The organism is Limnobacter thiooxidans (assembly GCF_036323495.1).
Lineage (GTDB): Bacteria > Pseudomonadota > Gammaproteobacteria > Burkholderiales > Burkholderiaceae_B > Limnobacter > Limnobacter thiooxidans.
In genome coordinates this window covers 2,903,281-2,929,578 of record NZ_AP028947.1, presented here as the reverse complement: position 1 = coordinate 2,929,578, position 26,298 = coordinate 2,903,281, and the positions used below count along the sequence as shown (strand labels likewise).

Sequence of the window (26,298 nt, the reverse complement as noted above, 5' to 3'; positions counted from 1 at the left end):
TTCCGATTTTTTATAAACAGTGTTCTTCATTCAATTCGATGCGGGGCCGGTCTCCCCGAAGTGCGGGGTAAGCCACCGACATGACGTAAAACGGGTTTGACGTAAAAAGCGCCAGTCGGGCGCGTCGGTGAACCAGTGTGTGCCCGCTCGGGCAAGACACAAAACCATCGGGTTTCGCTTCCACTGCTTTTGGGTCAACTGCCAAACCAACCCCGTTCAGTTTCAGAAAGGCTTCTTTTTTCGTCCAAATTTCCAGAAAGTTCACTTTGGGTAATAAAGCGAGCTGCTTAAGTTCACTTTCCGAGCACACCGATTCAAGTGTCGGTGCAGGACCGCGCCTGGCCGTGTCTTCAATGTCGATGCCAACACGCCGGTTTTTTGAAACCGCAATGGCCAGGAATGCCTTGCTGTGCGAAATTGAAAAGTCGAGAAATCCCGGGGCGTTTTCAACAAGCGGTTTGCCATGTGGGCCCAGGCCGATCGACAAAGTGCTGGCGGGCATGCCAGTGGTGTGGCTCAAAACGCCATACAACTTTTTGCGGCTGTACAGGAAAAGATTGCGCCTGGATTCCGAATGGAGGGTGGAGAGTTGCCTTTGATCCGCTTCGCACAGGCACTGCGCAGCGAAGTCAACTTGCTGTGCCGGCTGCGTGGGAAACACATGAACCTGAATCACGATTGTTTTCCAAGTTGTCCCGGTTGCCGCAATTGCGGCTGGGTTGTGTGCAAGGGCAGGTCGAGGTTGAAATTCAAATCGGGCAGCGTGTTCATGAACCAGCGCGCATACAGCTTTTCAAATTCATCGGCTTGAAAAATTCTGGACAATTGTTGATCGACCAATGCTTTGAACTGGTGTTCTTCTTTATGAAACATGAATCCATAAGGCTCGCCCTTCAGGCGCATGGGCAATAACACCATGTCGCTTGAACCTGATTGAAGCAGCAAGGATTTCAAGATCACCTCGTCTGCCACCATGACCTCAATGGCAGGGTCGTTCTGAAATCGCTCGAAGGCAAAATGGATACTGCTGCAGCCAAAAAATTCGATGGCGCGCGGTGCTTCAGGCCAGTTCAAAATGGCGTGATGGCTGGTGGAGTTTTCAATGCCAGTGGCACGTAGGGGTTGCTTGCTGTGAGCAGCGCTTTCTGCGTGTGAATTCTTGACTGCGATCCGGTGTGCTGTGTAAAAAATTGGCTGACTGAACAGGGTGTTTTTCTGCCGCGCCGGGGTGATGCTGGTCGAGCCACACTCCATGTCAATCAAACCTTGATCCAGCATGCCCTGCCGGGTTGAGGAGGTGACCTCCACAGGGCTTATCTGGATTTCCTCAAGGCCCAGTTCCACGCAAATACCCCGGAGCACCCTGTGGCAAATGTCGACTGAATAACCGATGGGCTCGACCTGCTGTGCGGCCTTGTAAGCAAACGGCGGGGTGTGGTGCTGAAAGCCTACGTGGATTAGGCCCTGTTCCCTGATCTTGCCAAGTAGATCACGATGTGACATTGGAATACCTTTCGATCAACTGTTCAATTGTTGTGTAAAGCGGCTCTGCTTGATCAAGCCAATACAAATGACCGCCCTGCATCGGGACGAGACCAAAATGCCGTGACGTGAGGTTTCTCCACTGCGCGACCTCAGTGCGCGCAATCAAGCCGTCGCGGATGCCATACATGGCATGCACGTCCACTGGTAAAACGGACGGGTGAAAGCAGACCAATTCCCTCTTCATCCATTGGCTGTCGATTGCCCATGTTGTTTCAAACAGGGCCCGGAGTTCAGGGTGTTTCAGTGCTGCAGGAAATTTCTCTCCCAGTAATTCGTACCAGCCTGGCAGGTCATACTGTGTCTGTTCTGCCAACTGTTTTTCAGGTGTGGGCGACTGGGCTGACACAATCAGGACTGGCCTGCACCGGTGGATAAACCACAATTGTTCTGCCACAGCCCATGCGATGGATGCGCCCATGCTGTGCCCGAATAAAAACAGTCTATTGACATTGCTTGCGGCCAACTCATTGGCAATGGCTTTGGACAGTTCAAAAAGGGACGAGGAAAAATCCTCGTGAATGCGGTCTTCCCGACCCGGCAACTGAACCAGGGCAACGCCCACGTGATTTTTGAACCTTGTGGGCCAGTTTCGGAACGCAGAAATACCGGCGCCAGCATGCGGGAAACAGACCAGCAAATCGGTGTGGTCAGATCTGTTCAGGCGCAGCAACCGGGTGTCACTGAACATTTGAATTCACCTGTCATGGATGCACGGCACAAGGTGCGCGCGGTATTCCTGCGCCAGGTCCTGGTACTCAATGGCGGTGTCTTTGAGGTTTTGAATGTCGCTTTCGCTGAGCGCCATGAGCACCTTGGCCGGGGTGCCGGCGATCAGGCTGCCTGCTGGAAAACGTGGGCCTGCACTCAGAATGGAGCCCGCTGTGATCAGGCAGTTCTCACTGACCCGAACGCCGTTCAACAGCACTGCGCGAATACCCACCACCGTGTGTGCGCCCACTGTGCAGCCATGCAAAACCACACCATGGCCAATGGTGGCATTGGGCTCAATCGTCAGCGGAAAGCCGGGGTCGGCATGCAACACAGAATGTTCTTGAATATTGCTGCCTTCGCGGATGATGATTTTTTCCTTGTCGCCCCGAATGGTGACACCGGGCCAAATGCTGACATTTTTTTCAATCACCACATCGCCCACAATGACCACGTCATCAAACACATAGGCATCGGGGTGAATTTGAGGGGAAATGTTTTTGTAGGTGTAGGATTTCATGGCTCAGTGTTTCAGAAGGCTGGAAAGCAGGCTCAGGCTGGCAAGCACTTCGTTCTTGCTCAGTCCGAAATCAACAAGGCAGGCGATTTCATCCACTCCCATGGATTTGAACCCGGCAAGGATTGTTTGACACTGGACTGGGTCGCCAATCAGCGAGCTTGTAGTGATGTATCGGTTAAACACCATGTCGACAAAATCGTCGCTGTCATTTCCAAGCGTTTGCAAGGTTTTTACCTTGTCGTCAGTCTCTGTGTTTGCGGTTTGGTGTTGTGTCACAAACGATTTCAAATAATCGGTCAGGGCAGGGCGAACGCGTGTGACTGCCTGCTCGGTGCTGCGGTCAACAAAGGTATGAAGCATCAGGCTGACCACCCCGTCTTCAGGTTTCAAGCCAACCGAGGAACGGGCCTTGCGGTAAATTCCGATTCGTTTTTCCAGTTCCTTTGGGCCAAAATTGATCAGTGCTGATAGCACATTCAAATTGTTTTCGCCTGCAAACCGCCACGCATCCTCCTGTTTCGAGGTGGTCAGCCAAAGTGGCAGCTTTTTTTGCACCGGGCGTGGGTAAGTCACAATCGATTGGGTGTGCCCATTGGCATCTACTTTGTCGAGTGGATTGCCTGTCCACAAATTTTGCAGTTGCGTCCGGTATTCATTCAGGATTCTGAATTTGTCGGCAAAGTTTTCGGGCCGAAGTACAAAATCCCGCACATGCCAACCGGGCGCAAGCGCAAGGTCAACGCGGCCATTCGAGAGTTGGTCCACCACAGCCCATTCTTCGGCCACCCGCAGGGGGTCGTGCAAAGGCAGGTTGATGCTTCCAGCCCGCAAGCGTACCTTCCGGGTCACTGTGGCCAAAGCGGCGGCCAGCACCGACGGGTTTGGGTAGGCTCCCCCAACCTCGGTGAAGTGTCTCTCAGGCGTCCAGATTGCCTTGAATCCATTGGTGTCTGCGAATTGCGCAACTTCCAAGAGGAGTTCGTAGGGTCTTTCACCCGAGCCGATTCCCGAGAAAAAAATGATGCCAAGCTTGGGTATGTCTGCCGCTTTCTGTAAGGACTCCGCCTGGTTTGACGGGGCACTGGCCCCTAAGCCTTGCAAGCGTGCATGGAGTTGGGCCAGCTGGCTTTTCGTCAAATCATGGACGCTAGACATTGGCTTCATCCTCCAGCAGTTTTTGCGCAATCTGAAATGACACCGCCGACACAGAACTGTTTTCGTAAAAGCCACGAAGCGGAATGTCCAGCTTGAATGTTTCTCGCAGCTTGTTGATCATCTGGATTGCAATCAGTGAGTTTCCGCCCAAATCAAAAAATGACTGTTCACGGTCCACTGTGCCCTCTCCCAGATAGGTGGAATAAATGTCAGCCACAATGGCTTCAACCGGATTGTCATCGGCGTTGCCAGGGGTGATCGCCTCGGGTTTGATGGTGGCAGATTCCGCGCAAGTTGCAATGGCCGCCTCATTTGCCGGCGGATTTGCCTGCATGGTGGCGACAGGCGCAAGCTGTTTGCGAAAACCAATGACAGGTTCTATCCAGTGGCGTGTTTTGTCAAAGGGGTACACCGGCAGGGACACTTTGTTGTGGCCTTGTACATAGGGAGCCAGTACAAGTTGTCCTGACAAGGCCCATGCGGCAGCAATGGTATTCAGGAAGCAGGCATATTCTTCATCGGTGCTCCCGAGGGCTTGAACAACCTTGCTTGTTGAGCCTTGCGAATTGCGGGGCTTGTTGGCCTGAATGAGATTGCCCATGGCGTAACCATGACCGATTTCCACAAAATGACTAACACCGAGTTCATGCAGAGATTGAACCGATTTTGCAAACTGCACGGTTCGAAGCAAATGATCTGACCAGTAAATCGGATTCTTGTATTCATATTCAGCAAGCACCTGGCCCGTGATGTTTGACACAAGGGGGATGCGCGCTTCATTCAGTTTTTGCGCCTTCAGGAACTCGAAAAACTCCGCAGCAGCTGGGCGCATCATTTGGGAGTGAAATGCGTGAGAGGTTTTCAGGCGTTGGTACCCCACAGCCTTGAAATCAAGAATTTCAATGGCAGCTTCTATGGCTTCGTGCGTGCCAGACACCACAAATTGTCGTGGCGAATTGTGAGCAGCGACGGAAATTGAGCGTGCCTGAATCAGGGCTTGCAGGCAGTCAATGTCCTCAACGGCAATCATGCTGCCAGGTTCGCAACGGGCCATGCACTGTGCGCGTTTCACGACCACTGCTGCGGCGGTGGACAAATCAAAAATCCCGGATATGGAGGCGGCCACCAATTCACCCAAGCTGTGCCCAAGCACATACCTGGGCATTATTCCCGATTCGATCAATGTTTTTGCCAGTGCGTATTCAACGGCAAACAGCAAGGGTTGTGTGGTCTCGGTGTTGGCAATTTCAGCAGCTTTTTCTTCATGCCAAAGGCAACTGCGCAAGTCCACTGACTGCTCGGTGAGGAATACATCCAGCACCTGTTCCAGGTTTTGATTGAACTGCGCTGATTTGCTGGCCAGCTGGCTGCCCATGTGGATGTGCTGAGTTCCTTGTCCCGAAAACAAAAAGGCAAGTTTTTCAGGCTCTTTTTCCAGGTGCCGGTTGAATCGGCCAGCCTGCAGCAATGCCAAGGCCTCGTCATGGCGGCGGGCTACAAACGAAATTCGGTTTGGAAAATGGGGTCTGCAATAGAAGGCTGTGTGTGCTGCATCGGCAAATGATGCTTCTGGTTTATTTGCAAAGTAGTCAATGTGTTTTATGAGCAGCGCATTCAAGGCGTTTTCGGATTTGGCGGATAGCGTGAATATGTTGAACTCATCGCTTTGCTTGCTTGTTGGCGGTGCCTTGGTCTCGAAGTTTTGCAGAATGACATGACTGTTTGTACCGCCCATGCCAAAGGCGCTGACCGCCACAAGCTGGGGTGCGCTGGTGTTCAGGGGTGTGCTGTGTTGGGTCACAAAAAAGCGCGATTGCTCCAGCCCCAGTGTGGGATTGACCTTGTCCACATGCAGTGTCGCCGGTATTGTTTTGTGCTTCAGGATCAGGGCGGCCTTGATCAACCCAATCACACCTGCAGCGATGTTGAAATGACCAAAATTGGACTTCAATGACCCCAGGCCGCAAGGCTGGCCATTTTCGCCATAGGCCTGTTTGATTGCTTCCATTTCAATAGGGTCGCCTAGCGCCGTACCCGTGCCGTGCGCTTCGATGTACTGCATATCGGCCGCGTCAATGCCTGCGATTTGAATGGCCTCGCGTAGCACATTGACCTGACCTGTCACGCTTGGGGCGGTGAAGCCAACCTTTTGGGAGCCATCGTTGTTGATGGCCGAGGCCCTGATGACTGCAACAATTTCATCTCCGTCCTGTATGGCGTCTTCCAGCCTTTTCAGCAACACAAGACCCAATCCATTGGTGAAGATGGTGCCATCGGAGTTCGAATCAAAGGGGCGACAAATTCCGTCTGAAGACAACACGCTGTCGGCCTGGTGAAGATAGCCCGTGTCCTGGGGTACCCGGATATAGACCGCACCGGCAATCGCCATTTCGCACTCGTGAAGCAGCAGGCTTTGGCAGGCTGTGTGCACAGCGACCAGGCCAGTTGAGCATGAAGTTTGCACATTCACGCTGGGGCCTTTCAAATTCAGTTTGTAGGAAATTCTGGGGCAGAGAAAGTCCTTGTCATTCCCGTGGCGAATGATCATTTCACCCAATGCATCCACCAGGTCTGTTCGTTCCAGAATGCCAAACAGGTAGGAGCTGAATCCCGAACCTGCAAATATCCCGATGCGTTTTGCGCAACGGCCAGGATCGATGTTGGCCTGATTCAACAGGTGAACGGCTGCTTCCAGCATTTTGCGCTGTTGCACGTCGAGCACGTCCGCCTCTTTGGCGCTGATGTCAAAGTACTGCGAATCGAACTTGTCGATGTCGTCGAGAATGCCCGCTTTTTTGACATAGCTCGGGTTGCTCAATGCGGAGGCTGAAATGCCTGTGCGCAGTATTTGCTCATTATTTAGGTCGGTGATTGTGGAATGTTTTTGCATCAACAAGTTCCACAGTTCATCGGTGTTACTGGCCTGGGGAATGTTGCAAGCCATGGCCACAATCGCGATCGTGTTGTCCTGATCCAGCGAAGTGGTGTCGTGCTTCTCAGAAGGTTTCATGTTGTATCGCCTGTTCGGTGACGTGTTCGTGCAGCAATGAACCGTTGTCTGCCACCCGGTTTTGAGGTGGGAGGACCTTGGCCTGCCAATGTCTGTTTGTCAGGATCTGTGTTGAGCAGGGCTTCTATCGCGTGCGTCTGGGTTTCAATGGTGGTTGTTTGAAAAAGCTGCACCAAAGGCAGATGCAGGCAGAAAAGTTTTTCAATTTTTTCGTGCAGCACCACGATGGACAGCGAGTTTCCGCCCGCATCAAAAAAGTTTTGCGAGCGGGACACATCCGGATTTTCAAGAATCTCAATCCAGATCTTTTCAACTTGATCGGCAACAGATCTGGACTGGCCCGGTTGCAGGCCATCGAACGTCGTGTGTTGAAGATTGACCTCGTCCATCAGCGCCCGGCGGTCGATCTTGCCATTGGGCAAGCGAGGCAGCGCGTCACGCAGGTGTAACTTGCCGGGGACCATGACCGAAGGTAGCCTGTCTTTCAGAAACTTGAAAATGTCGGTTTCGCTGCAATCGCCGGGTTCTACGAACGCCACAATGGATTTGGTAAAGGCCTGTTGACGTGTGCACACAAATGCATCGCGAATGGCGGGGTGTGCAACAAGTACAGACTTCACTTCCATCAAATCGATCCGCACCCCATTGATCTTGATCTGTTCATCCTTGCGGCCCAATATCTCGATTTCGTTGCTGTGGTTCTTGCGCCCAAGATCACCCGTGCGGTACAAAGGCACCGTATCGGACTCTGGAATCAAGCCGCTGACATAGGGAGATTCAAGACCTGCGCGTGTCAGGTACCCATGTGAGCCATAGGGCGTGGAAATGCAGATTTCGCCCACCTGGCCCGGCGCGCACAATGTGCCGTCTTCGGAGAGAACGAATGTGTTCGATCCTTCAATGCTGTGCCCCACAGGCTGAATGCCTTCTTTCACTGTCGAGTCAATGCGCTTGAAGTGTTTGGCCAGCGTGGTTTCGGTGGGGCCATACAGATTAACGATCTGGCAGTCTGGAAATACATGTCGCCATTTGTTCACCAGTGCGCCTTCCAGTGGTTCACCGGCAAAAAATGCATGCTTCAATGCGATGGGGGCGACAGGGTGGTGGGTGTTGATCCACACATTGGCAATGGAGGGCACCAGGTGTGTGGCCGTGATTCGGCTCTCGGATAAAAACTCAAATGCCGCGCGCGCACCGGGGTGTGGTGTGTCGGGTATGCACACGGTCGCACCACTGATCAGCGGGGTAAATACATCCCGAAACCACACGTCAAATGACAGGTTGGTGAATTGTGCAAAACGGTCATGCGGGCCTGTTTTGAATTCGGTACTTTGCCAAATCAGAAATTGCGAAAGGCCATTGTGGCTGCCCACGATGGCCTTGGGTACACCGGTTGATCCAGACGTGAAAGCAATGTAGGCGCGATCTTCATTGTGATTTTGCAATGGCAGTTTGACCGGAACTTGAGGTGCTTTGGTTACATTCGCTGATGGAGTGCTGCCAAATTCAAATTCAGGTCCGCAGCAGGCCACCAGGCTGGTTGGCACAGTTTGAAGCATCAGGTTTCGTCGATGTTCGGGCAGGGAAGATTCCATCAACATGGCAGTTGCACCACTGGCCCAAACAGCGAGTACACAGGCAATCACGTCGATGGAACGCTCACCGTGTAAAGCAACGATTTTTCCTTTGCCCATTGCATGGGCCTGCAGCAGCACATGAATGTCATGAACCCGGTTCAGCAATTCCTGATACGTGACCCGTTGCAAGCCGTGTTCAACTGCAATGTGGTCCGGGTATTGTATGCAGGCATTCTGGAACAACACATGAACTTGATCAAAGATCCGTTTTCCTGAGTCAGTTGCCGAGTTTGAAGCAGACATTGTTATACCCCCATCAACTCACTTGATGGACCTGGTGAAAGGTTGCAAGCACCATGGCTGCTGCCATGAACAGGGCGCCAAATACCTTGTTGAGCATGCTCATGTGGGCCTCTGTTTTCAGGTAGACCAAGGCTTTCGCCGCCAGGCCCGTGTAGCCCGCCATGACCACCAGGTCAGTGAACGCAAAGGTCATTGCGATGATCAAGTACTGCGGTGTAAGCGGCGCGCTGTATTCGATGAATTGAGGAATAACCGCAAGCATGAAAATATAGCCCTTCGGGTTCACTACATTCAAAGCCACGCCTTTTGCAATCAGGGACATGATGCTTACGGGTGTGCCATGTTCTTCCTTCACTTTCACCGGTGATCCTTTTGATCGCCATTGATCAAGACCCAGGTAAAACAGGTAGGCGACCCCAGCCCATTTCAGGATGTTGAAGGCAAGGGGCGAGGCCTGGATGATTGCACCCAAACCCACAACCACTGCGAGAAAAACAATCCAGAGGCCGAGAACCAAACCAATGACACCGAAGTAGCCACGCTTGAAGCCGTAGTTCAGGCCATTTGTCATGGAGAACACGGAGCCGGCGCCGGGTGAAAGGGAGAATATCCAGGAGGCTACAAAGCAGGTAACCCACATGTCGAGGTTCATAGGTGATTTATGTTTGTTGGGGTGAAAAAAAGATCCAGTCAATGCTGGCCGGGGCCACTTTATTACGCTGGACTCTAGCATGTGCACTGGGTGAGGGACCCAGTGTTTATGCCCCTTTCAGGCTGGTTTGCTGTATTGGGTCCGTTCTGTTCAATGGCTTAATGACATTGAATTTGATTTCTACCGTTGTAACTTAGTGCGGTGCGAAATGGTGTGCTTTGGATTTAATCTTTGCGCAGCAAATTGGTGGCATCCTGCCAGTTTGAAATCAATTCCAGCGTGGGTGAACTGCCCTTGAATATCGCATCAAGCAAGTCAGCTTTTTCCCGGTCAAGTTGCACGTATTTTGCACGTGCTTCAAGCAGGTTTTGTGAAGGAAGCAGAAGTGCCAGCCCAGATCGTTCCGGGTCAATTGGTTCATTGGGACTGCCCGCAACATAGGTGTTGCAATCCAGTATTGCGGAGATCAACCTGCTTCTGCTGTGGCTCGAACATTCTTCCAGCGCCTTGTCTCGAAAATACACAATTGCAAAGTGCAATTCCTGCAAGGTCACTTTTTGTCGGGCCAGTTCGGCAACCGGAAGCGTGATTTCTTTGGCTTGGTATGCCGAGGCCTCGCAGCGTTCGAAAGTTTCTTCGTAACCCAATGTGGCCTTGACCAATTGCAGCGTCAAATGTTCTTTGACTGGATCACTGGCTTGCAAGGTTGGAGAAAGCAGGGATAGGGCAGTAAGCAGAAAGACGGATTTAACGGGCACAGTAACACCCGTTGACGGTTGAGCAAGAAAGGGTTCGCATGGCGTGCACGAAATGTTTTGAAAAACGTGACGCTAGCAAATACTGCTTGGGGTTGGAAAGTTCCGGTTCGGTTCAGGTGAGCCATAGCCGATGGCTATGGATTCAAACCCAGTCGCGGTCTACAAGAAAATCGGTGTACAAGGCCGCTTCCGGTGTTCCTGCTTCCGGTTGCCAGTCATAACGCCATTTAACTTGGGGCGGCATGCTCATCAGGATTGATTCAGTACGCCCGCCGCTTTGCAGGCCAAACAGCGTGCCGCGGTCAAACACCAAATTGAATTCAACATAGCGACCCCGGCGGTAGGCTTGAAAATCGCGTTCGCGCTCACCATAGGCCATGTTCATGCGTCGTTCAACAATGGGCAAATAGGCTTTCAGGAAGGCATCGCCCACGCTGCGTGTCATTGCAAAACTCTGCTCGAAACCCAGTTCGGAAAAGTCGTCGAAAAACACACCACCCACTCCTCGGGGTTCCTTGCGATGCTTCAGGTAAAAATATTCGTCGCACCATTTTTTGAAATCGGCGTGGTAATGCGCACCGAATGGGTCGAGCGCGTTTTTGCAGGTTTGATGAAAATGCCTGGCATCTTCCTCCGCGCCGTAATAGGGGGTCAGGTCCATGCCGCCACCGAACCACCACACCGATTCACCTTCTACGGTGGTGGCTGCAAACAGCCGCACATTCATGTGCACAGTGGGCACATACGGGTTGCGTGGGTGAAACACCAGTGAAACGCCCATGGCTTCAAAACTTGCGCCTGCCAAGCCTTGTCGGCTTGCTGTGGCCGAGCCTGGCAATTTGTCACCCATCACGTGGCTGAAATTCACGCCACCGCGTTCAAGCAGGCTGCCCTCTTCAAGCACACGGCTGCAACCACCACCGCCTTCCGCACGGTCCCAGGAATCGTTCAGAAACGGTTTGGTTTCGAACTGTCCAATCCCTTCAACAATGCTGGCTTGCAAGCCTTGAAGATACTGTTTGACCTGATTCAGCTCGGAAGGAGTCATGGTTGAGTTTGCCCTGCTTGAATTTCATTATTTTCGAATCATTTTCTATTGATGGCGCGGTAACCAATGTCGCTGCGAAACTGCATGCCATCAAAACTGACGGTGTCTACCAGTTCGTAGGCCTTGGCCTGTGCCTGGCGTACCGTGTCGCCCAAAGCGGTGGCGCACAGTACGCGCCCACCCGCTGTCACTGCCTTGCCATTTTTCTCGATGGTGCCAGCATGGAAAACAACTGCTTCATCGCTGGCTTGTCCACGCAAGGTGATTTCATCGCCGGCACGGGGTGTTTGTGGGTAGTTGTGCGCTGCGATCACTACACCCAGGGCTGTGCGGCGGTCCCATTCGGCTTCCACCTTGTCGAGTGTGCCGTCAATGGCGTGGTCCAGCAGGTTCACGAAGTCGCTTTTCAGGCGCATCATGATGGGCTGTGTTTCAGGGTCGCCCATGCGGCAGTTGAACTCCAGCACCTTGATGTCGTTTTTGTCGTCGATCATCAGGCCGGCGTACAGAAAACCTGTGTACACCAAACCATCTTTTTTCATGCCTGCAATGGTGGGGTAAATCACTTCTCGCATGACACGGGCATGCATGGTTGGCGTGACCACAGGTGCGGGGCTGTATGCGCCCATGCCCCCGGTGTTGGGACCCAGGTCGCCATCTAGCAGGCGTTTGTGATCCTGGCTGCTGGCCATGGCCAATGCATTCACTCCATCCACCATGACGATGAAGCTGGCTTCCTCGCCGTCCAGAAATTCTTCGATGACCACGCGCGAGCCCGCGCTGCCCATGCTGTTGCCCAACAGCATGTCGTCAATGGCCTGGTGCGCTTCTTCAAGGCTCATGGCCACCACCACGCCCTTGCCGGCAGCAAGGCCATCGGCCTTGATCACGATGGGGGCACCCTTGGCATTCACATAATCATGGGCCTTGGCCGCATCGGTGAATGTTTCATATTCAGCCGTTGGAATTTTGTGGCGCTTCATAAAGGCTTTGGCGTAATCCTTCGAGCTTTCCAGTTGCGCAGCCAGCTTCGCCGGGCCAAAAATACGCAGGCCGCGCTGGCGGAACAAGTCTACAACGCCAGCGGCTAACGGTGCTTCCGGACCAACTACAGTTAAGTGCACCTGCTCTTTCTGGGCAAAATCAGCCAGCTCAGCCAGGTCGCTGATGGGTACATTTTCCATTTTGGCTTCAAGCGCTGTGCCGCCATTGCCAGGCGCCACGAATACTTTTGTCACGCCCGGGGTTTGGCAGATTCGCCAAGCCATGGCGTGTTCGCGGCCGCCTGATCCGATCACCAAAATTTTCATGTTTGTTAGGGCTCCGTACTTTTTATTCGTTGATGATCACGTTGGTGTAGACCTGCTGCACGTCATCCAGGTCTTCCAGCATGTCAATAATCTTTTGCATGCGAACCGCGTCATCGCCGTCCAGTTCGGTTTCGCTGGCCGGCTTCATGGTCAGCTCGGCGTTTTCAAACGCCATGCCTGCTGACTCAAATGCGGTTTTCAGGGTATGAAATTCGGGCACGGGGCAGGTCACTTCAATGACACCGTCCTCGGATGTCACCACATCGTCCCCGCCATTTTCCAGCGCCAGTTCCATGATGGCATCTTCGCTGTGTCCGGGGGCAAAAATGAATTGGCCACAATGCTTGAACATGAAAGACACCGAGCCATCTGTGCCCAGGTTGCCACCGTGCTTGGTCAAGGCGTGGCGAACTTCGGCCACTGTGCGCACCTTGTTGTCAGTCATGCAGTCGATGATGACGGCCGCACCGCCCACGCCATAGCCTTCGTAGCGAATCTCTTCGTAGTTCACACCCTCGGCTTCACCCGTAGCCTTGGCAATGGCGCGCTGCACGTTGTCCTTGGGCATGTTGGCATCGGCCGCCTTTTCAATGGCCAGACGCAAACGGGGGTTGGTGGCCACGTCGCCACCGCCCACGCGGGCTGCCACGCTGACCTCACGAATGATTTTGGTCCACACCTTGCCGCGTTTTTCGTCCTGGCGGTTTTTCCGGTGTTGAATATTGGCCCATTTACTGTGTCCTGCCATGGCTCACTTTCTGTTGTTGAATCAAAGAGGTGCGATTTTATCACCACGGGGCACCTGCCGTATTGCCCGGAAAGGAATCCACAGCGATAATCTGCGCGGGTATTGGTGTTTTGCAGCATTTAACATTTTTGGAGGCAACGTGAGTTTGCTCAAGGATTTCAAGGCGTTTGCAGTAAAAGGCAATGTAATTGACTTGGCAGTGGCGGTGATTATCGGTGGTGCATTCAGCGGCATTGTGAAAAGCCTGGTCGATGATGTGATCATGCCTGTGGTGGGTCGAATATTCGGCAGCCTCGATTTTTCCAATCTGTATTTGCCGCTGGCAGAAGTTCCGGCTGACGTGGCGCCGACCCTTGCTGCCGTCAAAGCTGCGGGAGTGCCCGTGTTGGCATATGGCAGCTTTGTCTCGGTGCTGATCAATTTCACCATCCTGGCTTTCATTATTTTCATGATGGTGCGTCAGGTGAGCAAACTGACCCAAGCCCTTGTCAAGAAAGAAGAAGAGGCGCCAGCAGCACCTGCGCCAACTCCTGAAGATGTACTTTTGCTGCGTGAAATCCGCGACGCTTTGAAACAGAAGTAACAAACTGCCACCGGTTTAGACTGGCTTCTCCAGGTTCGCGGTAGTACAATTGCAAGCTGAATCTGGAGAGTAACCTGCTCGTATCTGTGCAGGTTCGCCGTAGGCGCAATCCCCATGAACGCTCAGGCTTCCGTACAGGTTCAGGAATTCAAATCTGGAGAGCGCTGTGCGCGGCCAATTGCTGCGTGGTCACAGCCGCCGAAGAGGCAAGCAACACACCCGTTGTGAATCTTTCAGGCCAATGGACAGAGAGGGGCTACAAGGCAGCATTGGCTGCCGAAAGCCCTTTTTATGTTCCATGGAGCCTTTCCCTCATGAAAGCACTTGTTCTTGGCGCCGGTCTTACCGGCATTACTTCCGCCTGGTTTTTGAAAAAAGAGGGGTTTGACGTCACTGTTGTAGACCGTCAACCCGCAGCCGCCATGGAAACCTCGTTTGCCAATGGTGGGCAAATTTCGGTTTCTCACGCAGAGCCTTGGGCCAACCCAGGCGCCCCCAAAAAGGTGCTGAAGTGGTTGATGAAAGAAGACGCACCCCTGTTGTTCCGTCTGCGTGCCGATGCGCGCCAGTGGCGCTGGGGCATGCAGTTTTTGCGTGAATGCACGCCCGAAAAAACCCGCCACAATATCATTCAGATGGTGAACCTGGGTACGTTTAGCCGCAGCACGCTTCAGGAATTGCGCGCCGAAACAGGCATTGAATACAACTGCCTGACCAAGGGCATCCTGCACTTTTACACCAACCAGCAGGAATTTGATGATGCGCTGGAACCCGCTGAGATCATGCGTGAATTCGGTTGCGATCGCAAAGTGATCACATCGGACGAAGCAGTTCGTCTTGAGCCGGCACTGGCCTCAGTCAAAGACAAAATCGCAGGGGCAACCTTCACTGAAGCCGATGAAAGCGGCGATGCACACCGATTCACTCAGAATCTGGCCAAGTTGTGTGCAGACCAGGGTGTTCAGTTTCACTATGACACAGCCATTTTGGGGCTGGATACCGAGGGTGGTCAGATCAGCGGTGTTCGGGTTCGGGGTACAGACGGTCAAGTGCAGGTGTTGAAGGCCGACAAGTATTTGCTTTGTATGGGCAGCTACAGCCCCATGCTGGTCAAAGACCTGGGCGTGGATTTGCTAATTTATCCGGCCAAGGGCTATTCCGCCACCTTGCAAATCGACGACGCCAGCAAGGCACCCCAAGTCAGCCTGACCGACGACGAGTACAAACTGGTTTTCAGTCGCCTGGGTGACAAGCTGCGCATTGCAGGTACAGCTGAACTGAATGGCTACAGCACCGAATTGAACGACGTGCGTTGCAAGGCGATTACCCGCCGGGTGATGGAATTGTTCCCCGGCATGGCCAATCCCGACAATGCGGTGTACTGGACTGGCTTGCGCCCAGCCACCCCCTCCAATGTGCCCTACATTGGCTTGTCAAAAATCCCCAACCTGTACCTCAATACAGGCCACGGCACACTGGGCTGGACGCACTCCTGCGGTTCAGGTCGCTCAATTGCGTCCATCATGAATGGCAAGCAGCCCGAGCTTGATTTTGCATTTACTGGAATTTCTTCCAAGAAGGGCGAGGCCTTGGCCGCTGCCTGAGCCTTGTTTTTGCTAACATCAGCGCATTCGCCAACAGGATGTGCTGATGTCTGATTCTGCAAACAAAAACACCGCCGCTGGGGTCGACAACGCCCCGGCTTCCAATTTCCTTCGGAACATCATTGATTCGGATCTGAAAAAGCCCGAATACCAGGTTCGTCCCTGGGCTGGAAAGCCGGGTGGTGCCGACGTGCACGAGGGTGCACCCGCTGACCCCGCTGCCATCCGTTTGCGTTTTCCGCCCGAGCCCAATGGCTACCTGCATGTTGGCCATGCCAAGGCCATTTGCGTGAACTTTGGACTTGCACAGGAATACGGCGGGGCTTGTCATATGCGGTTTGATGACACCAACCCCGAAAAAGAAAGCGAAGAATTCGCTGACTCCATCCTGGACGCCGTGAGTTGGTTGGGTTTCAAGTGGCAGAATTTTGGCGACGACAACCTGTATTACGCCAGTGATTATTTTGAATTCATGTACCAGGCGGCTGAATTCCTGATCCAGGCCGGCTTGGCCTATGTGGATGAGCAAAACGCCGATGACATGCGCGCCAACCGTGGCACCTTGAATCAGGCCGGGGTAGATTCACCATTCCGCAACCGTCCTGTGGCAGAAAGCCTGGCCCGCTTCCGAGCCATGCGTGCCGGTGAGCTGCCAGATGGCGCTGCTGTGTTGCGTGCCAAAATTGACATGGCCAGCCCCAACATGAACATGCGCGACCCGGCGATTTACCGCATTCGGCGCGCTTTTCACCACCGAACGGCTGACGACTGGTGCATTTACCCCATGTACACCTTCGCACACCCAATCGAAGACGCACTGGAACGTATTACCCACTCATTCTGTACACTGGAATTCGAAGACCAGCGCCCTTTCTACGATTGGCTGCTGGGCAATCTGGCTGCGCAGCACAATGCTGCCGATGGCACCGTATTACAGCCCTTGTTGAGCCAACCTCTGCCCAAGCAAATCGAATTTGCCCGCTTGAACCTGAGCTACGTGGTCACCAGCAAACGCAAATTGCAGCAACTGGTCACGGAAAACAAGCTGAGCGGCTGGGACGACCCCCGCATGCCCACCATCGTCGGATTGCGTCGTCGGGGTTACACACCGGAAGCCATTCAGCTGTTTTGCGCACGAATTGGTGTGTCCAAGTCGGATTCCTGGATTGACTATTCTGTGCTGGAAGGCGCTTTGCGTGACACGCTGGACCCGGTGGCCCATCGCGCCGTGGCTGTACTCGACCCAATCCCGCTGATTCTGGACAATGTGGATGATGACTGGGCCGACCAGTGCAGCGCGCCTGTTCACCCTCACCATCCCGAGTGGGGTACCCGGCAATTCACCATCGGCAAGCGCTTGTGGATTGAGGCAGAAGATTTTCAGGAAAATCCCGAGAAGAAGTTTTTCCGGCTGTTTCCCGGTAACAAGGTTCGTTTGCGCTACGGTTACGTGATTGAGTGCACGGGTTGTGACAAGGGTGAACACGGCAAGGTGACCGCCGTGCATGCGAATGTGTTCCTGGACAGCAAGTCAGGTACCCCCGGTGCTGACACTTACAAGGTGAAAGGCAATATTCATTGGGTCGATTCAGCCCACGCGCTTGAAGCCACAGTGCGCCTGTACGACCGTCTGTTCACCGAGGAACATCCGGATGCGGGTGGCAAGAATTTCATGGACAGCCTGAACCCCAAGTCGCTGACCGAGGTGAAAGCCTACCTGGAAGCAGGGCTTAAGGACACATGGTCGGGTACGGTGTACCAGTTTGAAAGGCATGGCTACTTTGTACCGGATCTGAAAGACCATACCTTGAATTCCCCCGTGTTTAACCGCACTACCACGCTGAAGGACAGTTGGAGTAAATAGCTGGGGCATCATCGGGTACACTAGCCTCCGGAATAGGTATCCAGAAGATGGCAATGAACCCGAACTACAACATCCGCGGTGCGCTGCTGACCATTCTTAATGGAATGGGACCTGACAATGAACACGAGGCAGACATTGTTCACCTGTGTCACCTCATGGCGTGGTTCCGTGAGGGTGCCCCCGGTTCTGACTTTGAAATTGAGCGGCGGTTTTCAATGCTGGTGGAGGCACTCGAGCATTCCGCTGCATTGCGCCTGCAGGTCAAGGCTTATCTTGAGCAGTTTCTGAACGAATCCCGTTACCGCTACACCTTTGCTGAACTGGGTATTCTTGGCAACGAGTCCTTTGGACAGGCCATGAAAAACCGGATTTTCCAGCGCCTGCTACCCGCCACTGTTGAGGACAAGACTGTGCGGGAATCCCTTAGCCTGATGTTTACCAAGGCAGACGACCACGAGTGGCTTGAAGCCATCAGCGTGGCCAGTTGGGCCCGGCTGTTTGCCGTGCTTGAGTGGCTGGACCCGGCAATCCCCTTGTGGAAGCGCATTCAGCACGAAATGCTGGAAGCCATGGAAATGCTCGCCGTGAGAATTGCCGCCTTGGGTATTGATTCCGAAGTGGTTCGCTGCCTGGGCATTGCCGAGCGGCATACCTCGCCATTTGTGGAGCAACACCTGGAGCTTCGCAACATGATTGCGCAGGCGCACCAGAAACTCAGCAATATGGAGCCTTTGAACGCGTTGGGAGATCACCTTGATGTGCTTCTGGACCAGTGCCAGATGCAGATCAAGAAGGCCTATGCCCAGTCCCGCGTACACGGTATTTCGGTCACTTTGAGCATGCAGTTGATTCGGCTGGAACAGTCGATCAACCGAATGCGCAGGTTGCTTCAACTACTGGGGGCTCTACCCACAGAAGACCGTGTAGCCACCTGTGTCCAGTTTTTTTGTACATTGACCCGTGAAGAAAACCGCAAGCACTCGATCAGTGACCTGTGGCGAGGCCTGACCGACAAACTGGCGCTTCGCATTACGGAACATGCCAGTCAGTCGGGTGAAAAATATGCCACTGAAACCCGTTCCGAATACTGGAAAATGGCCCGTGCGGCCATGGGGGCCGGGGTCATTATTGCGTTTCTGTCCCTGTTCAAGGCAGTGATATCGGGTTGGCACTTGCCACCCTTCTGGGAAGCGGTGTTTTTCAGTTTGAATTACGGCATTGGTTTTGTGGTGATTCACTTGCTGGGCTTTACGATTGCAACCAAGCAGCCTGCCATGACGGCAGCCCGAATTGCATCGGCTGTGGATGCGGCCAATGGCAGGCTAAGCTCTGCAGAACGGGTGGTTGAATTGATCACCCAGGTCGCACGTACGCAATTCATCTCGATCTGGGGGAATGTGCTGCCTGCATTTGCCACCGCGACGATCGTGGCGCTGGCACTGACGGTGCTGTTAAGCTCGCCCCCGATTGAGCTTGAAAAGGGCGAGAAGATGTTGATGGAATTGCACCCTTTGCTGTCGGCGGCTTTGCCACATGCGGCCATCGCCGGGGTATTCCTGTTTCTGGCTGGTGTTATTGCGGGCTACTACGACAACCTGTCAATTTATTACCGTGTGCCCGACAGAATTCGCAAAGTACCCTGGCTGCGCAATCAACTTGGCGTAGTGCGTTTGAACAAACTGGCTGACTACCTGAGCAAACACACAGGCGCATTGGCTGGCAACTTTTTCTTCGGTTGCATGTTGGGCTCGGCTGGCTTTGTGGGTTTGATCCTGGGCTTGCCGATTGACATACGCCACATTACTTTTGCGGCGGCCAACATGGCCTATGGCTTTCAGGCGCAGGAATTCCTGGTCAGCGGGCTGGACGTGGCCATTGCAGTGGCCGGTGTGCTTCTGATTGGCATGGTGAACCTGGGGGTCAGCTTTAGCCTGGCGTTTTTCACGGCGCTGCGCGCGCGCGGGGTTCGCAAACTGGAAAGTCTTTCACTGGCCGGGCGAATTGCCAAGCGGTTTTTTGCTTCACCGCGTGAGTTTTTCTACCCACCCAAAGAAACCGAAAAGATCGATCAAGAAACGTCTGATTCAATCGAAAAGGCGGAGTTCAAGTAGTTATTGTTTGCACGGTGCATCCCTTCGGGAGCACCTGGCCAGCCTGAATCCGGCTTATTCTTGGGGTCGGTTGAAGCCTTTTTTCCATTGCACATCGCGCACACCCTTTTTGTGGTGAATCCAGCGCGAGGCCACAAACAAAAAATCAGACAAACGGTTCAAATAAAGCAACAGGTCTTTGGGCAACTCTGATTTCTGGTTCAAGTCCACCAGCACGCGTTCTGCCCGGCGACACACCGTGCGCGCAATGTGGGTGTAAGCCGAGGCCTTGCTGCCACCGGGCAAAATAAATTCTTCCAGGCGGGGCAGTGGTTCGTTGAATTCCTTGATCAGGTCTTCAAGGCGGGCCACGGCTTGCGGTGGAAACACATCAAAGCCCGGCATGCACAGGGCAGCGCCCAGGTCGAACAGGTCATGTTGAATGCGGGTCAGCTCAGTGGCCAGTCTTTCCGGCAACGGTTCGGTCAAAATGAGGCCAAGGTGCGAGTTCAGCTCGTCCACGTCGCCCATGGCGTGCACCCGCAGGTCGTTTTTCGCCAAACGGCTGCCGTCGGCCAGCCCGGTGGTGCCGTCGTCGCCAGTGCGGGTGGTGATTGAACTGAGTCTGTTGCCCATGAAATTGCGTGATCCGATAAAGTTGAACAAAAAGAGCGCCTTGTGCAAACCGATGTTGAGCTGCGGCTGGCGCGGGCCTATACTTTGAGCTTACTGAAGTTTAACGCAGGGGTCCTGGCAAATTGTTGCCGGGTGAGAAAAACCCTCATACCTGTGCAGATAATGCTGTTCGCAGGAAGCGCTTCACTGGCTTTGCCTTTTTGGGTGGCTGGGTGGAATGTTTCTGCTGCACCCAGCAAATTGATTTACGCCCAACTAGGAGTTCTCATGAGCGCCAATCCAGATTTCCTCGCCGCAACCGCCAAGGTGGACGAAGCCGCGGTTCAGCCACTTCCCAATTCCCGCAAGGTGTACGTGCAGGGCTCGCGCCCCGACATTCAAGTGCCCATGCGTGAAATTTCACAAGACGACACCCCCACATCGTTTGGTGGCGAGAAAAACCCACCCATTTATGTGTACGACTGCTCAGGCATTTACACAGACCCGAATGCAAAAATTGACATCCGTTCCGGCTTGCCAGCCATTCGCAATGCGTGGATTGAAGAACGCAATGACACGGATTTGCTGACTGGCCCCAGTTCCGAATACGGCATCGAGCGCCTTCACGACCCCAAGCTGACCGAGCTGCGCTTCAACCTGCAACGCAAGCCCCGCAAGGCCAAGGCAGGCAAGAACGTGACGCAGATGCACTATGCGCGCCAAGGCATCATTACGCCTGAAATGGAATACGTGGCCATTCGCGAAAACCTGCGCCGCCAGGACTACATTGAAAGCCTGAAGCACGCTGGTGGAAAAATTGGCGCGAAAATGGTGGATCTGCTGACCCGTCAGCACCCCGGTGAGTCGTTTGGGGCGTCCATTCCACAGCAAATCACGCCCGAATTCGTGCGCGATGAAATTGCCCGTGGCCGCGCCATCATTCCCTTGAACATCAACCACCCTGAAGTCGAGCCGATGATTATTGGTCGCAACTTTTTGGTCAAGATCAACGCCAACATTGGCAACTCTGCCGTGTCTTCATCCATCGGTGAAGAGGTCGAAAAAATGACCTGGTCCATCCGTTGGGGTGGCGACACAGTCATGGACCTGTCAACTGGCAAGCACATTCACGAAACCCGTGAATGGATTCTGCGCAACAGCCCAGTGCCAATCGGCACCGTGCCAATTTACCAGGCGCTGGAAAAAGTAAACGGAAAGGCCGAAGACCTGACTTGGGAAATTTTCCGTGACACGTTGATTGAGCAAGCCGAGCAGGGCGTGGATTACTTCACCATTCATGCAGGTGTGCGCCTGGCCTATGTGCCTATGACAGCAAGCCGTATGACCGGCATTGTGAGCCGTGGTGGTTCAATCATGGCGAAGTGGTGCCTGGCGCATCACAAGGAAAGCTTCCTGTACGAGCATTTCGAAGACATTTGCGAAATCATGAAGGCCTACGACGTCAGCTTCTCGCTGGGCGATGGCCTGCGCCCCGGTTCTGTGTGGGACGCCAACGACGAAGCCCAGTTGAGCGAACTGCGCACCCTGGGTGAACTGACCCAAATTGCCTGGAAGCACGACGTGCAAGTGATGATTGAAGGCCCGGGTCATGTGCCCATGCAGTTGATCAAGGAAAACATGGACATTCAGTTGAAGGAATGCCATGAAGCCCCTTTCTACACCCTCGGCCCTTTGACTACCGACATTGCCCCAGGCTACGACCACATCACCAGCGGCATTGGTGCGGCACAAATCGGCTGGTATGGTTGCGCCATGCTGTGTTACGTCACGCCTAAAGAGCACTTGGGTTTGCCCAACAAGAAGGATGTGAAAGACGGCATCATCACCTACAAAATTGCGGCCCACGCTGCCGATTTGGCCAAAGGCCACCCCGGCGCGCAGATTCGCGACAATGCGCTTTCAAAAGCGCGTTTCGAATTCCGTTGGGACGACCAGTTCAACCTGGGCCTGGACCCAGACACGGCGCGTGAATACCACGACGAAACCTTGCCCAAGCAGAGCATGAAAGTGGCGCATTTCTGCTCCATGTGCGGACCGCATTTCTGTTCGATGAAGATTACACAGGATGTGCGCGAGTACGCTGAAAAGCTGGGTGTTTCTGAAAAAGAAGCGCTGAACAAGGGAATGCAGGAGAAATCCATCGAGTTCATCAAGAAAGGGTCTGAGATTTACCACAAGACCTGATTTTTAAAAGAAAAATTGACACCGCCCCGTCGTCTTTGTACGATTAGGCGGTGTTTTTTTCTTACAGGAGTGCTCGGGCCTTTCCCGACCGTTTATGGATAGTTCCAGTTGTCGAAGTTGTTCAAACTTCACCACGCCTTCATTGGCAACCCCCCTCATTGAGTCTTTCGCGCATCCTCACGCGCAGTTTCTCCAGTCTGATACCGCCCATTCAAGCGTAAGGTTTGATGGCATTGTTGCGTTCACCAACCAGGGAGAACAAGCATGGAAGTGCTGATCCTGTTAGGTTTGATTGTGACCAATGGCCTGTTTGCCATGTCGGAAATCGCATTGGTGACGGCCCGTAAGGCTCGTTTGGTGAAGTTAGCGGCAGAAGGCGATAAATCAGCAGCAGTAGCTGTCAAATTGTCGGAAGATCCCACCAAGTTTTTGTCCACAGTGCAAATCGGCATTACCTCGATCGGTGTGCTCAGCGGTATTGTGGGTGAAGCTGTGCTTGCAAAGCCATTGGCGCTTTGGCTTCAAACTTTTGGCCTGGAAGTGGCCCTGACGGATGTTGTTTCCACAGCCATCGTGGTGATCGGCGTGACTTATGTGGCCATTGTGGTCGGCGAACTGGTGCCCAAGCGTTTGGGCCAGCTTAACCCAGAGGCCATTGCGCGCCTGGTGGCCCGCCCCATGCATATTCTGGCCATTGCAACCCGCCCGTTCGTGATGTTCCTGTCATTTTCTACCCGCAGCTTGCTGCGCATGATGGGTGTGAAAGAAAACATGGACAACGGCGTGACTGAAGAAGAAATTCACGCCATGCTGGACGAAGGTTCTGTGTCAGGCGTCATCGAAAGTAGCGAGCACACCATGTTGCGCAATGTGTTCCGCTTGGACGATCGCCAGCTGGGTTCCTTGATGATTCCGCGTTCGGATGTACTGTACCTGGACATTCGTTTGCCGCAGGAAGAAAACCTGAAGCGGGTCATTGAGTCGCAGTATTCCCGTTTCCCGGTGGTTGATGGCAATCTGGACAATCTGATTGGTGTGATTCACGCCAAGCAGGCCCTGGCCTATGCCGCGCAAGGTGAAATGCCTGATTTCGCGTCCAATTTGCAGCAGTGCGTATTTGTGCCTGAAACCCTGACAGGCATGGAATTGCTGACTCAGTTCCGCAGCAACAACATGGACATTGCCTTTGTGATTGATGAGTACGGCGAACTCGAAGGCATTGTGACGCTTCATGACCTGATGGAAGCACTCACGGGTGAATTCACGCCCCACAACAAGGAAGACTCTTGGGCGGTGCAACGGGAAGATGGTTCCTGGCTGCTGGATGGTGCTATCGCCATTCTTGAACTGAAAGACACCCTGAACATCAAGAGTGTACCCGAGGAAGAGAAAGGCCGTTACCACACCCTGAGCGGCATGGTCATGTTGCTTTCCGGACGCTTGCCCAGCACGGGTGAAGTGGTGGAATGGCAGGGCTGGCGTTTCGAAGTGGTGGACATGGACCAGAAACGGATTGATAAAATTCTGGCCACGCCAATCAGCGAATCTGACAGCGCAAAAGACCAAGCTGAATAAACAAAGGCGACGGATTTACACTCTGTCAGGATCTGTCTGTGACTAAGTAAAAAAAAGCCTCAAGAAGTGTTTCTTGAGGCTTTTTGTTTTTGACCACAGTATGTCGGGGCTGCTTTGCAGGCTACCCGCCTGCCTTGGAGAGCCGCTGTGCTTTCAGCGAATTTGTGGGCGGCTCCCCCACAGCAGTTTTTCCTGCATTTCCCGGGTTGTATTGGAGGTTGAAGCGGGTTCCTGGGGTGTACTACCAGTACCAAACAGACCTTTCAGTTCTGTCACTTCGCTTTGCGGGGCTGCTGCACGGTTGCTGTTGGCGGCTGACGGCGAGCTTGCTGCCGATGGGGCAGGTCTGACAATTTCACCTGTATACGAATCAATGCTGACATTTTCACCCTGCCTGGAGGCGTTCAGTGCGGGTGGCGGTGTCAATACAATTGGATTGTTGCTGCGCTGATTAACGGGCATAGGTGCCGCGGCTGCCTGGGTTTCTTGCTCGCTTTCCAGATTGGCGGTGCTTAACCTTGCGCAGTTTTGCGCGGGCAGGTTATTCATTTCGGTCAGCATGTTGAACACAGCTTGTTCAATCACCATGCGCACGCCTTTTTGAATGGGTTCCTGTGTGCGTTCTGCTGCATTCACGTCAACCAGGCCATCGGAGAACAGGCGGAAGTAGCCGCCACTCAATTCGGTACCTATGATTTGCTTTTGCAGGCTTTGTGTATTCACCACTTCCAGTGTTTTGGTGTTTACAACCCGCAGATCCACTGCAACGTTCATGACAAAGTAGCGTGCCGCAGCTCCAATAAAACGGATTGAAGACTCCAGGCTGCCGCTGCGAATGTTGTAGTTGACTTCGGTGATGCCACCCACGATGTGAAAGTCGGAGCCGGGCAGGGAACCGGAGAAAATCTGGCGGTGGGCCTTGCTGTCGGGGTTGTCGGTAATCAGTTTGTTGTCGGAGTACTTCAACTCCATGTCGGCAATTGATGTGTCAAAACGTTCAACCATGGGCACACCTGTTTTTGCCAGCGCCGAGATGACCATCAGTGCCGCACCTTGCGTTAAACGTTTGCCGTTGACCAGGTCTTCCTTGCCCGTAAAGTCGCTCACCCGGCCCACTGCGAAACGCTTTGCATTGGGGCCACGACCGCCCACCATGGGCTTCAGGCACTCAAGCGCCTGGCTGTACCGGGTTTTGTTTTCCATCACGCTGGCCCCGTCAAAGGCGCTAACGTACTCGGCCTTGCTGAAAGAAGGCAGGGTGGTGCAAGCACTGCCAGTGGCAGCCAGTGCGGTGATGAAGGCAAGCTTAAGAGCGGAATAGCGAAACATAGTGGGCCTTTGTGTATTCAAGTGCGACGCGGTTTCAGAAGCCGCCGTCAATGGATGCGTTCTGACTGCCGTTGTTGATCTGTGTTGCGTTGATGACGACTGTGTTATTGCTGCCCTCGGTCTGAACATTGATCAGGTTGCCGATGGCGGTGGATGCGAAACCAAAACCTGGGGCTTGCACTTGGGTGCGGTTGAAATTCTCGTCGCGACGGGTTGCGGCGGGCGAGTCAATGTCGGTGACGCTGCGCATGCCAAAAGGAGTTTCAAACGAGCTGACATTGCCTTCAAAGGTTTGAGCAAAAGTTGCAGAAGTGGGTGCCAGGAGCATTGCGACGATGAGGCTGAGCTTTTTCATTGGGCTGTTTCCGGTGTTGGACTGGCGGGTGACTGGGAAGAAGTCACCCCCGGCAATCTGTAAGGCGAACTGCTGTGCCGAACTGTTGTGCTATGGGTTGATGCCGGGGATGAAAAAGTTCAATTAAGGACGTACGGCGCCAATTGAAATGTTGTTGCCTACGGCTGTTGCAGATGCAGTCAACTTGGTGGGGTCAAAGCGGAATTCAGCCAGTGCCACGTTGTCGCTCACGTTGCACTGTGCAACAGACAGTTCGGCCAGTGTGGCGTTGTCCAGGCTGAGGCTGAAGTTGTTGCCGATGGATACCGCTTCAATGTTCACTTCACCGGTTTTGGAGGCAGAGTGCTGGATCAGGCTGACCGTGGCCAACTGGTCACCATAGTTACCTTGAGACACATGACGCACAGGCACTTTGGAAGAAGAGCTGAGGGAAATGGCAATGTTGTTGCCCACAGCCTGTGCTGCGCCGGATACAGCACCGTTGTCGCGCATGACAACGTTTTGCAGGTCAACAATGGCGGTGTTGGTGCCGGTGTTGCTTTGAATGTAGATGCCATTGTGGCTGGGGCTGAGGTGGTAGTGACCATCAAAGTCGACATTGGCTTCGACTTCAACTTGACAGTCGCTACCTTGACAAGTCGCAGATGCAACAGAGTGCATGGACAACAACGCAGCCAGAATAGAAAGTGATTTAACGGATTGCTTCAACATGAAGTATGCTCCAAGAGATATGAGGACATGAAA

At 53.6% G+C, this 26,298-nt stretch carries 22 protein-coding genes and 1 riboswitch; of the genes, 6 read left to right on the top strand and 16 right to left on the bottom strand.

What is annotated here, in order from left to right; translation table 11 throughout:
- Positions 1–10 precede the first annotated feature (10 nt).
- From RGQ30_RS13310 to RGQ30_RS13255, 12 genes are all read right to left on the bottom strand, one after another.
- On the bottom strand, positions 11–676 hold the full coding sequence (locus RGQ30_RS13310; protein WP_130557760.1) for a 4'-phosphopantetheinyl transferase family protein: 666 nt from the start codon (positions 674–676) through the stop codon (positions 11–13).
- Positions 673–1,503, bottom strand: coding sequence for a transporter substrate-binding domain-containing protein (locus RGQ30_RS13305; RefSeq protein WP_130557761.1), 831 nt, complete (start codon positions 1,501–1,503; stop codon positions 673–675). Before RGQ30_RS13305 ends, RGQ30_RS13310 begins: the two co-directional genes overlap by 4 nt.
- Positions 1,490–2,233 carry a thioesterase II family protein gene (locus RGQ30_RS13300; RefSeq protein WP_130557762.1) on the bottom strand — a complete coding sequence of 248 codons (744 nt, stop codon included), beginning with the start codon at positions 2,231–2,233 and terminating at the stop codon, positions 1,490–1,492. Before RGQ30_RS13300 ends, RGQ30_RS13305 begins: the two co-directional genes overlap by 14 nt.
- A 6-nt stretch (positions 2,234–2,239) precedes the next feature.
- On the bottom strand, positions 2,240–2,773 hold the full coding sequence (locus RGQ30_RS13295; RefSeq protein ID WP_130557763.1) for a gamma carbonic anhydrase family protein: 534 nt from the start codon (positions 2,771–2,773) through the stop codon (positions 2,240–2,242).
- A gap of 3 nt (positions 2,774–2,776) precedes the next feature.
- A complete protein-coding gene (locus RGQ30_RS13290; protein ID WP_298216850.1) occupies positions 2,777–3,928 on the bottom strand; it encodes a MupA/Atu3671 family FMN-dependent luciferase-like monooxygenase in 1,152 nt (383 codons plus the stop codon).
- Positions 3,921–6,938, bottom strand: a complete 3,018-nt coding sequence (locus RGQ30_RS13285; RefSeq protein ID WP_130557765.1) for a type I polyketide synthase — start codon at positions 6,936–6,938, stop codon at positions 3,921–3,923. The genes RGQ30_RS13290 and RGQ30_RS13285 overlap by 8 nt, the downstream gene beginning before the upstream one ends.
- A complete protein-coding gene (locus RGQ30_RS13280; RefSeq protein ID WP_130557766.1) occupies positions 6,935–8,818 on the bottom strand; it encodes a non-ribosomal peptide synthetase in 1,884 nt (627 codons plus the stop codon). Before RGQ30_RS13280 ends, RGQ30_RS13285 begins: the two co-directional genes overlap by 4 nt.
- A gap of 13 nt (positions 8,819–8,831) precedes the next feature.
- Positions 8,832–9,470 (bottom strand): LysE family transporter, encoded by a 639-nt coding sequence (locus tag RGQ30_RS13275; RefSeq protein ID WP_130557767.1) that lies wholly within the window; start codon positions 9,468–9,470, stop codon positions 8,832–8,834.
- 224 nt (positions 9,471–9,694) lie between these two features.
- Positions 9,695–10,228 carry a hypothetical protein gene (locus RGQ30_RS13270; RefSeq protein ID WP_130557768.1) on the bottom strand — a complete coding sequence of 178 codons (534 nt, stop codon included), beginning with the start codon at positions 10,226–10,228 and terminating at the stop codon, positions 9,695–9,697.
- A gap of 142 nt (positions 10,229–10,370) precedes the next feature.
- Positions 10,371–11,276 carry an oxygen-dependent coproporphyrinogen oxidase gene (gene hemF, locus RGQ30_RS13265; protein ID WP_130557769.1) on the bottom strand — a complete coding sequence of 302 codons (906 nt, stop codon included), beginning with the start codon at positions 11,274–11,276 and terminating at the stop codon, positions 10,371–10,373.
- 38 nt (positions 11,277–11,314) lie between these two features.
- Positions 11,315–12,586, bottom strand: a complete 1,272-nt coding sequence (purD, locus tag RGQ30_RS13260) for a phosphoribosylamine--glycine ligase (protein ID WP_130557770.1) — start codon at positions 12,584–12,586, stop codon at positions 11,315–11,317.
- Positions 12,587–12,608: 22 nt separating this feature from the next.
- Entirely contained in the window at positions 12,609–13,334 is a 726-nt protein-coding gene (locus tag RGQ30_RS13255) for a YebC/PmpR family DNA-binding transcriptional regulator (RefSeq protein ID WP_130557771.1), read from the bottom strand.
- A gap of 139 nt (positions 13,335–13,473) precedes the next feature.
- Between RGQ30_RS13255 and mscL the strand changes: the two genes are divergently transcribed.
- The 4 genes from mscL (at position 13,474) to RGQ30_RS13235 (ending at position 19,496) form a co-directional block, all read left to right on the top strand.
- On the top strand, positions 13,474–13,917 hold the full coding sequence (gene mscL / locus RGQ30_RS13250) for a large conductance mechanosensitive channel protein MscL (RefSeq protein WP_130557772.1): 444 nt from the start codon (positions 13,474–13,476) through the stop codon (positions 13,915–13,917).
- 144 nt (positions 13,918–14,061) lie between these two features.
- Positions 14,062–14,176, top strand: a riboswitch (glycine riboswitch).
- 55 nt (positions 14,177–14,231) lie between these two features.
- Positions 14,232–15,521, top strand: a complete 1,290-nt coding sequence (locus RGQ30_RS13245) for a D-amino acid dehydrogenase (RefSeq protein ID WP_130557773.1) — start codon at positions 14,232–14,234, stop codon at positions 15,519–15,521.
- Between the two features lie 46 nt (positions 15,522–15,567).
- Positions 15,568–17,385, top strand: coding sequence for a glutamine--tRNA ligase/YqeY domain fusion protein (locus tag RGQ30_RS13240; RefSeq protein WP_130557774.1), 1,818 nt, complete (start codon positions 15,568–15,570; stop codon positions 17,383–17,385).
- A 53-nt stretch (positions 17,386–17,438) separates the two neighbouring features.
- On the top strand, positions 17,439–19,496 hold the full coding sequence (locus tag RGQ30_RS13235; RefSeq protein ID WP_338284501.1) for a site-specific recombinase: 2,058 nt from the start codon (positions 17,439–17,441) through the stop codon (positions 19,494–19,496).
- Positions 19,497–19,550: 54 nt separating this feature from the next.
- Here the strand turns inward: RGQ30_RS13235 and RGQ30_RS13230 are convergent, their stop codons facing one another.
- Positions 19,551–20,111 (bottom strand): cob(I)yrinic acid a,c-diamide adenosyltransferase, encoded by a 561-nt coding sequence (locus RGQ30_RS13230; RefSeq protein ID WP_130557776.1) that lies wholly within the window; start codon positions 20,109–20,111, stop codon positions 19,551–19,553.
- Between the two features lie 267 nt (positions 20,112–20,378).
- On the opposite strand from RGQ30_RS13230, the gene thiC reads away from it, so the two are divergent.
- Positions 20,379–22,295: a phosphomethylpyrimidine synthase ThiC gene (thiC, locus tag RGQ30_RS13225; RefSeq protein WP_130557777.1), complete on the top strand. Its 1,917-nt coding sequence runs from the start codon at positions 20,379–20,381 to the stop codon at positions 22,293–22,295.
- A 264-nt stretch (positions 22,296–22,559) separates the two neighbouring features.
- Positions 22,560–23,870: a hemolysin family protein gene (locus RGQ30_RS13220; RefSeq protein WP_130557778.1), complete on the top strand. Its 1,311-nt coding sequence runs from the start codon at positions 22,560–22,562 to the stop codon at positions 23,868–23,870.
- Between the two features lie 153 nt (positions 23,871–24,023).
- Here the strand turns inward: RGQ30_RS13220 and RGQ30_RS13215 are convergent, their stop codons facing one another.
- The 3 genes from RGQ30_RS13215 to RGQ30_RS13205 form a co-directional block, all read right to left on the bottom strand.
- Complete coding sequence (locus tag RGQ30_RS13215; protein ID WP_338284500.1) at positions 24,024–25,199, bottom strand: CsgG/HfaB family protein; 1,176 nt, start codon at positions 25,197–25,199, stop codon at positions 24,024–24,026.
- Positions 25,200–25,233: 34 nt separating this feature from the next.
- Entirely contained in the window at positions 25,234–25,554 is a 321-nt protein-coding gene (locus RGQ30_RS13210; RefSeq protein WP_130557780.1) for a hypothetical protein, read from the bottom strand.
- 123 nt (positions 25,555–25,677) lie between these two features.
- On the bottom strand, positions 25,678–26,265 hold the full coding sequence (locus tag RGQ30_RS13205) for a hypothetical protein (RefSeq protein WP_130557781.1): 588 nt from the start codon (positions 26,263–26,265) through the stop codon (positions 25,678–25,680).
- Positions 26,266–26,298 lie beyond the last annotated feature (33 nt).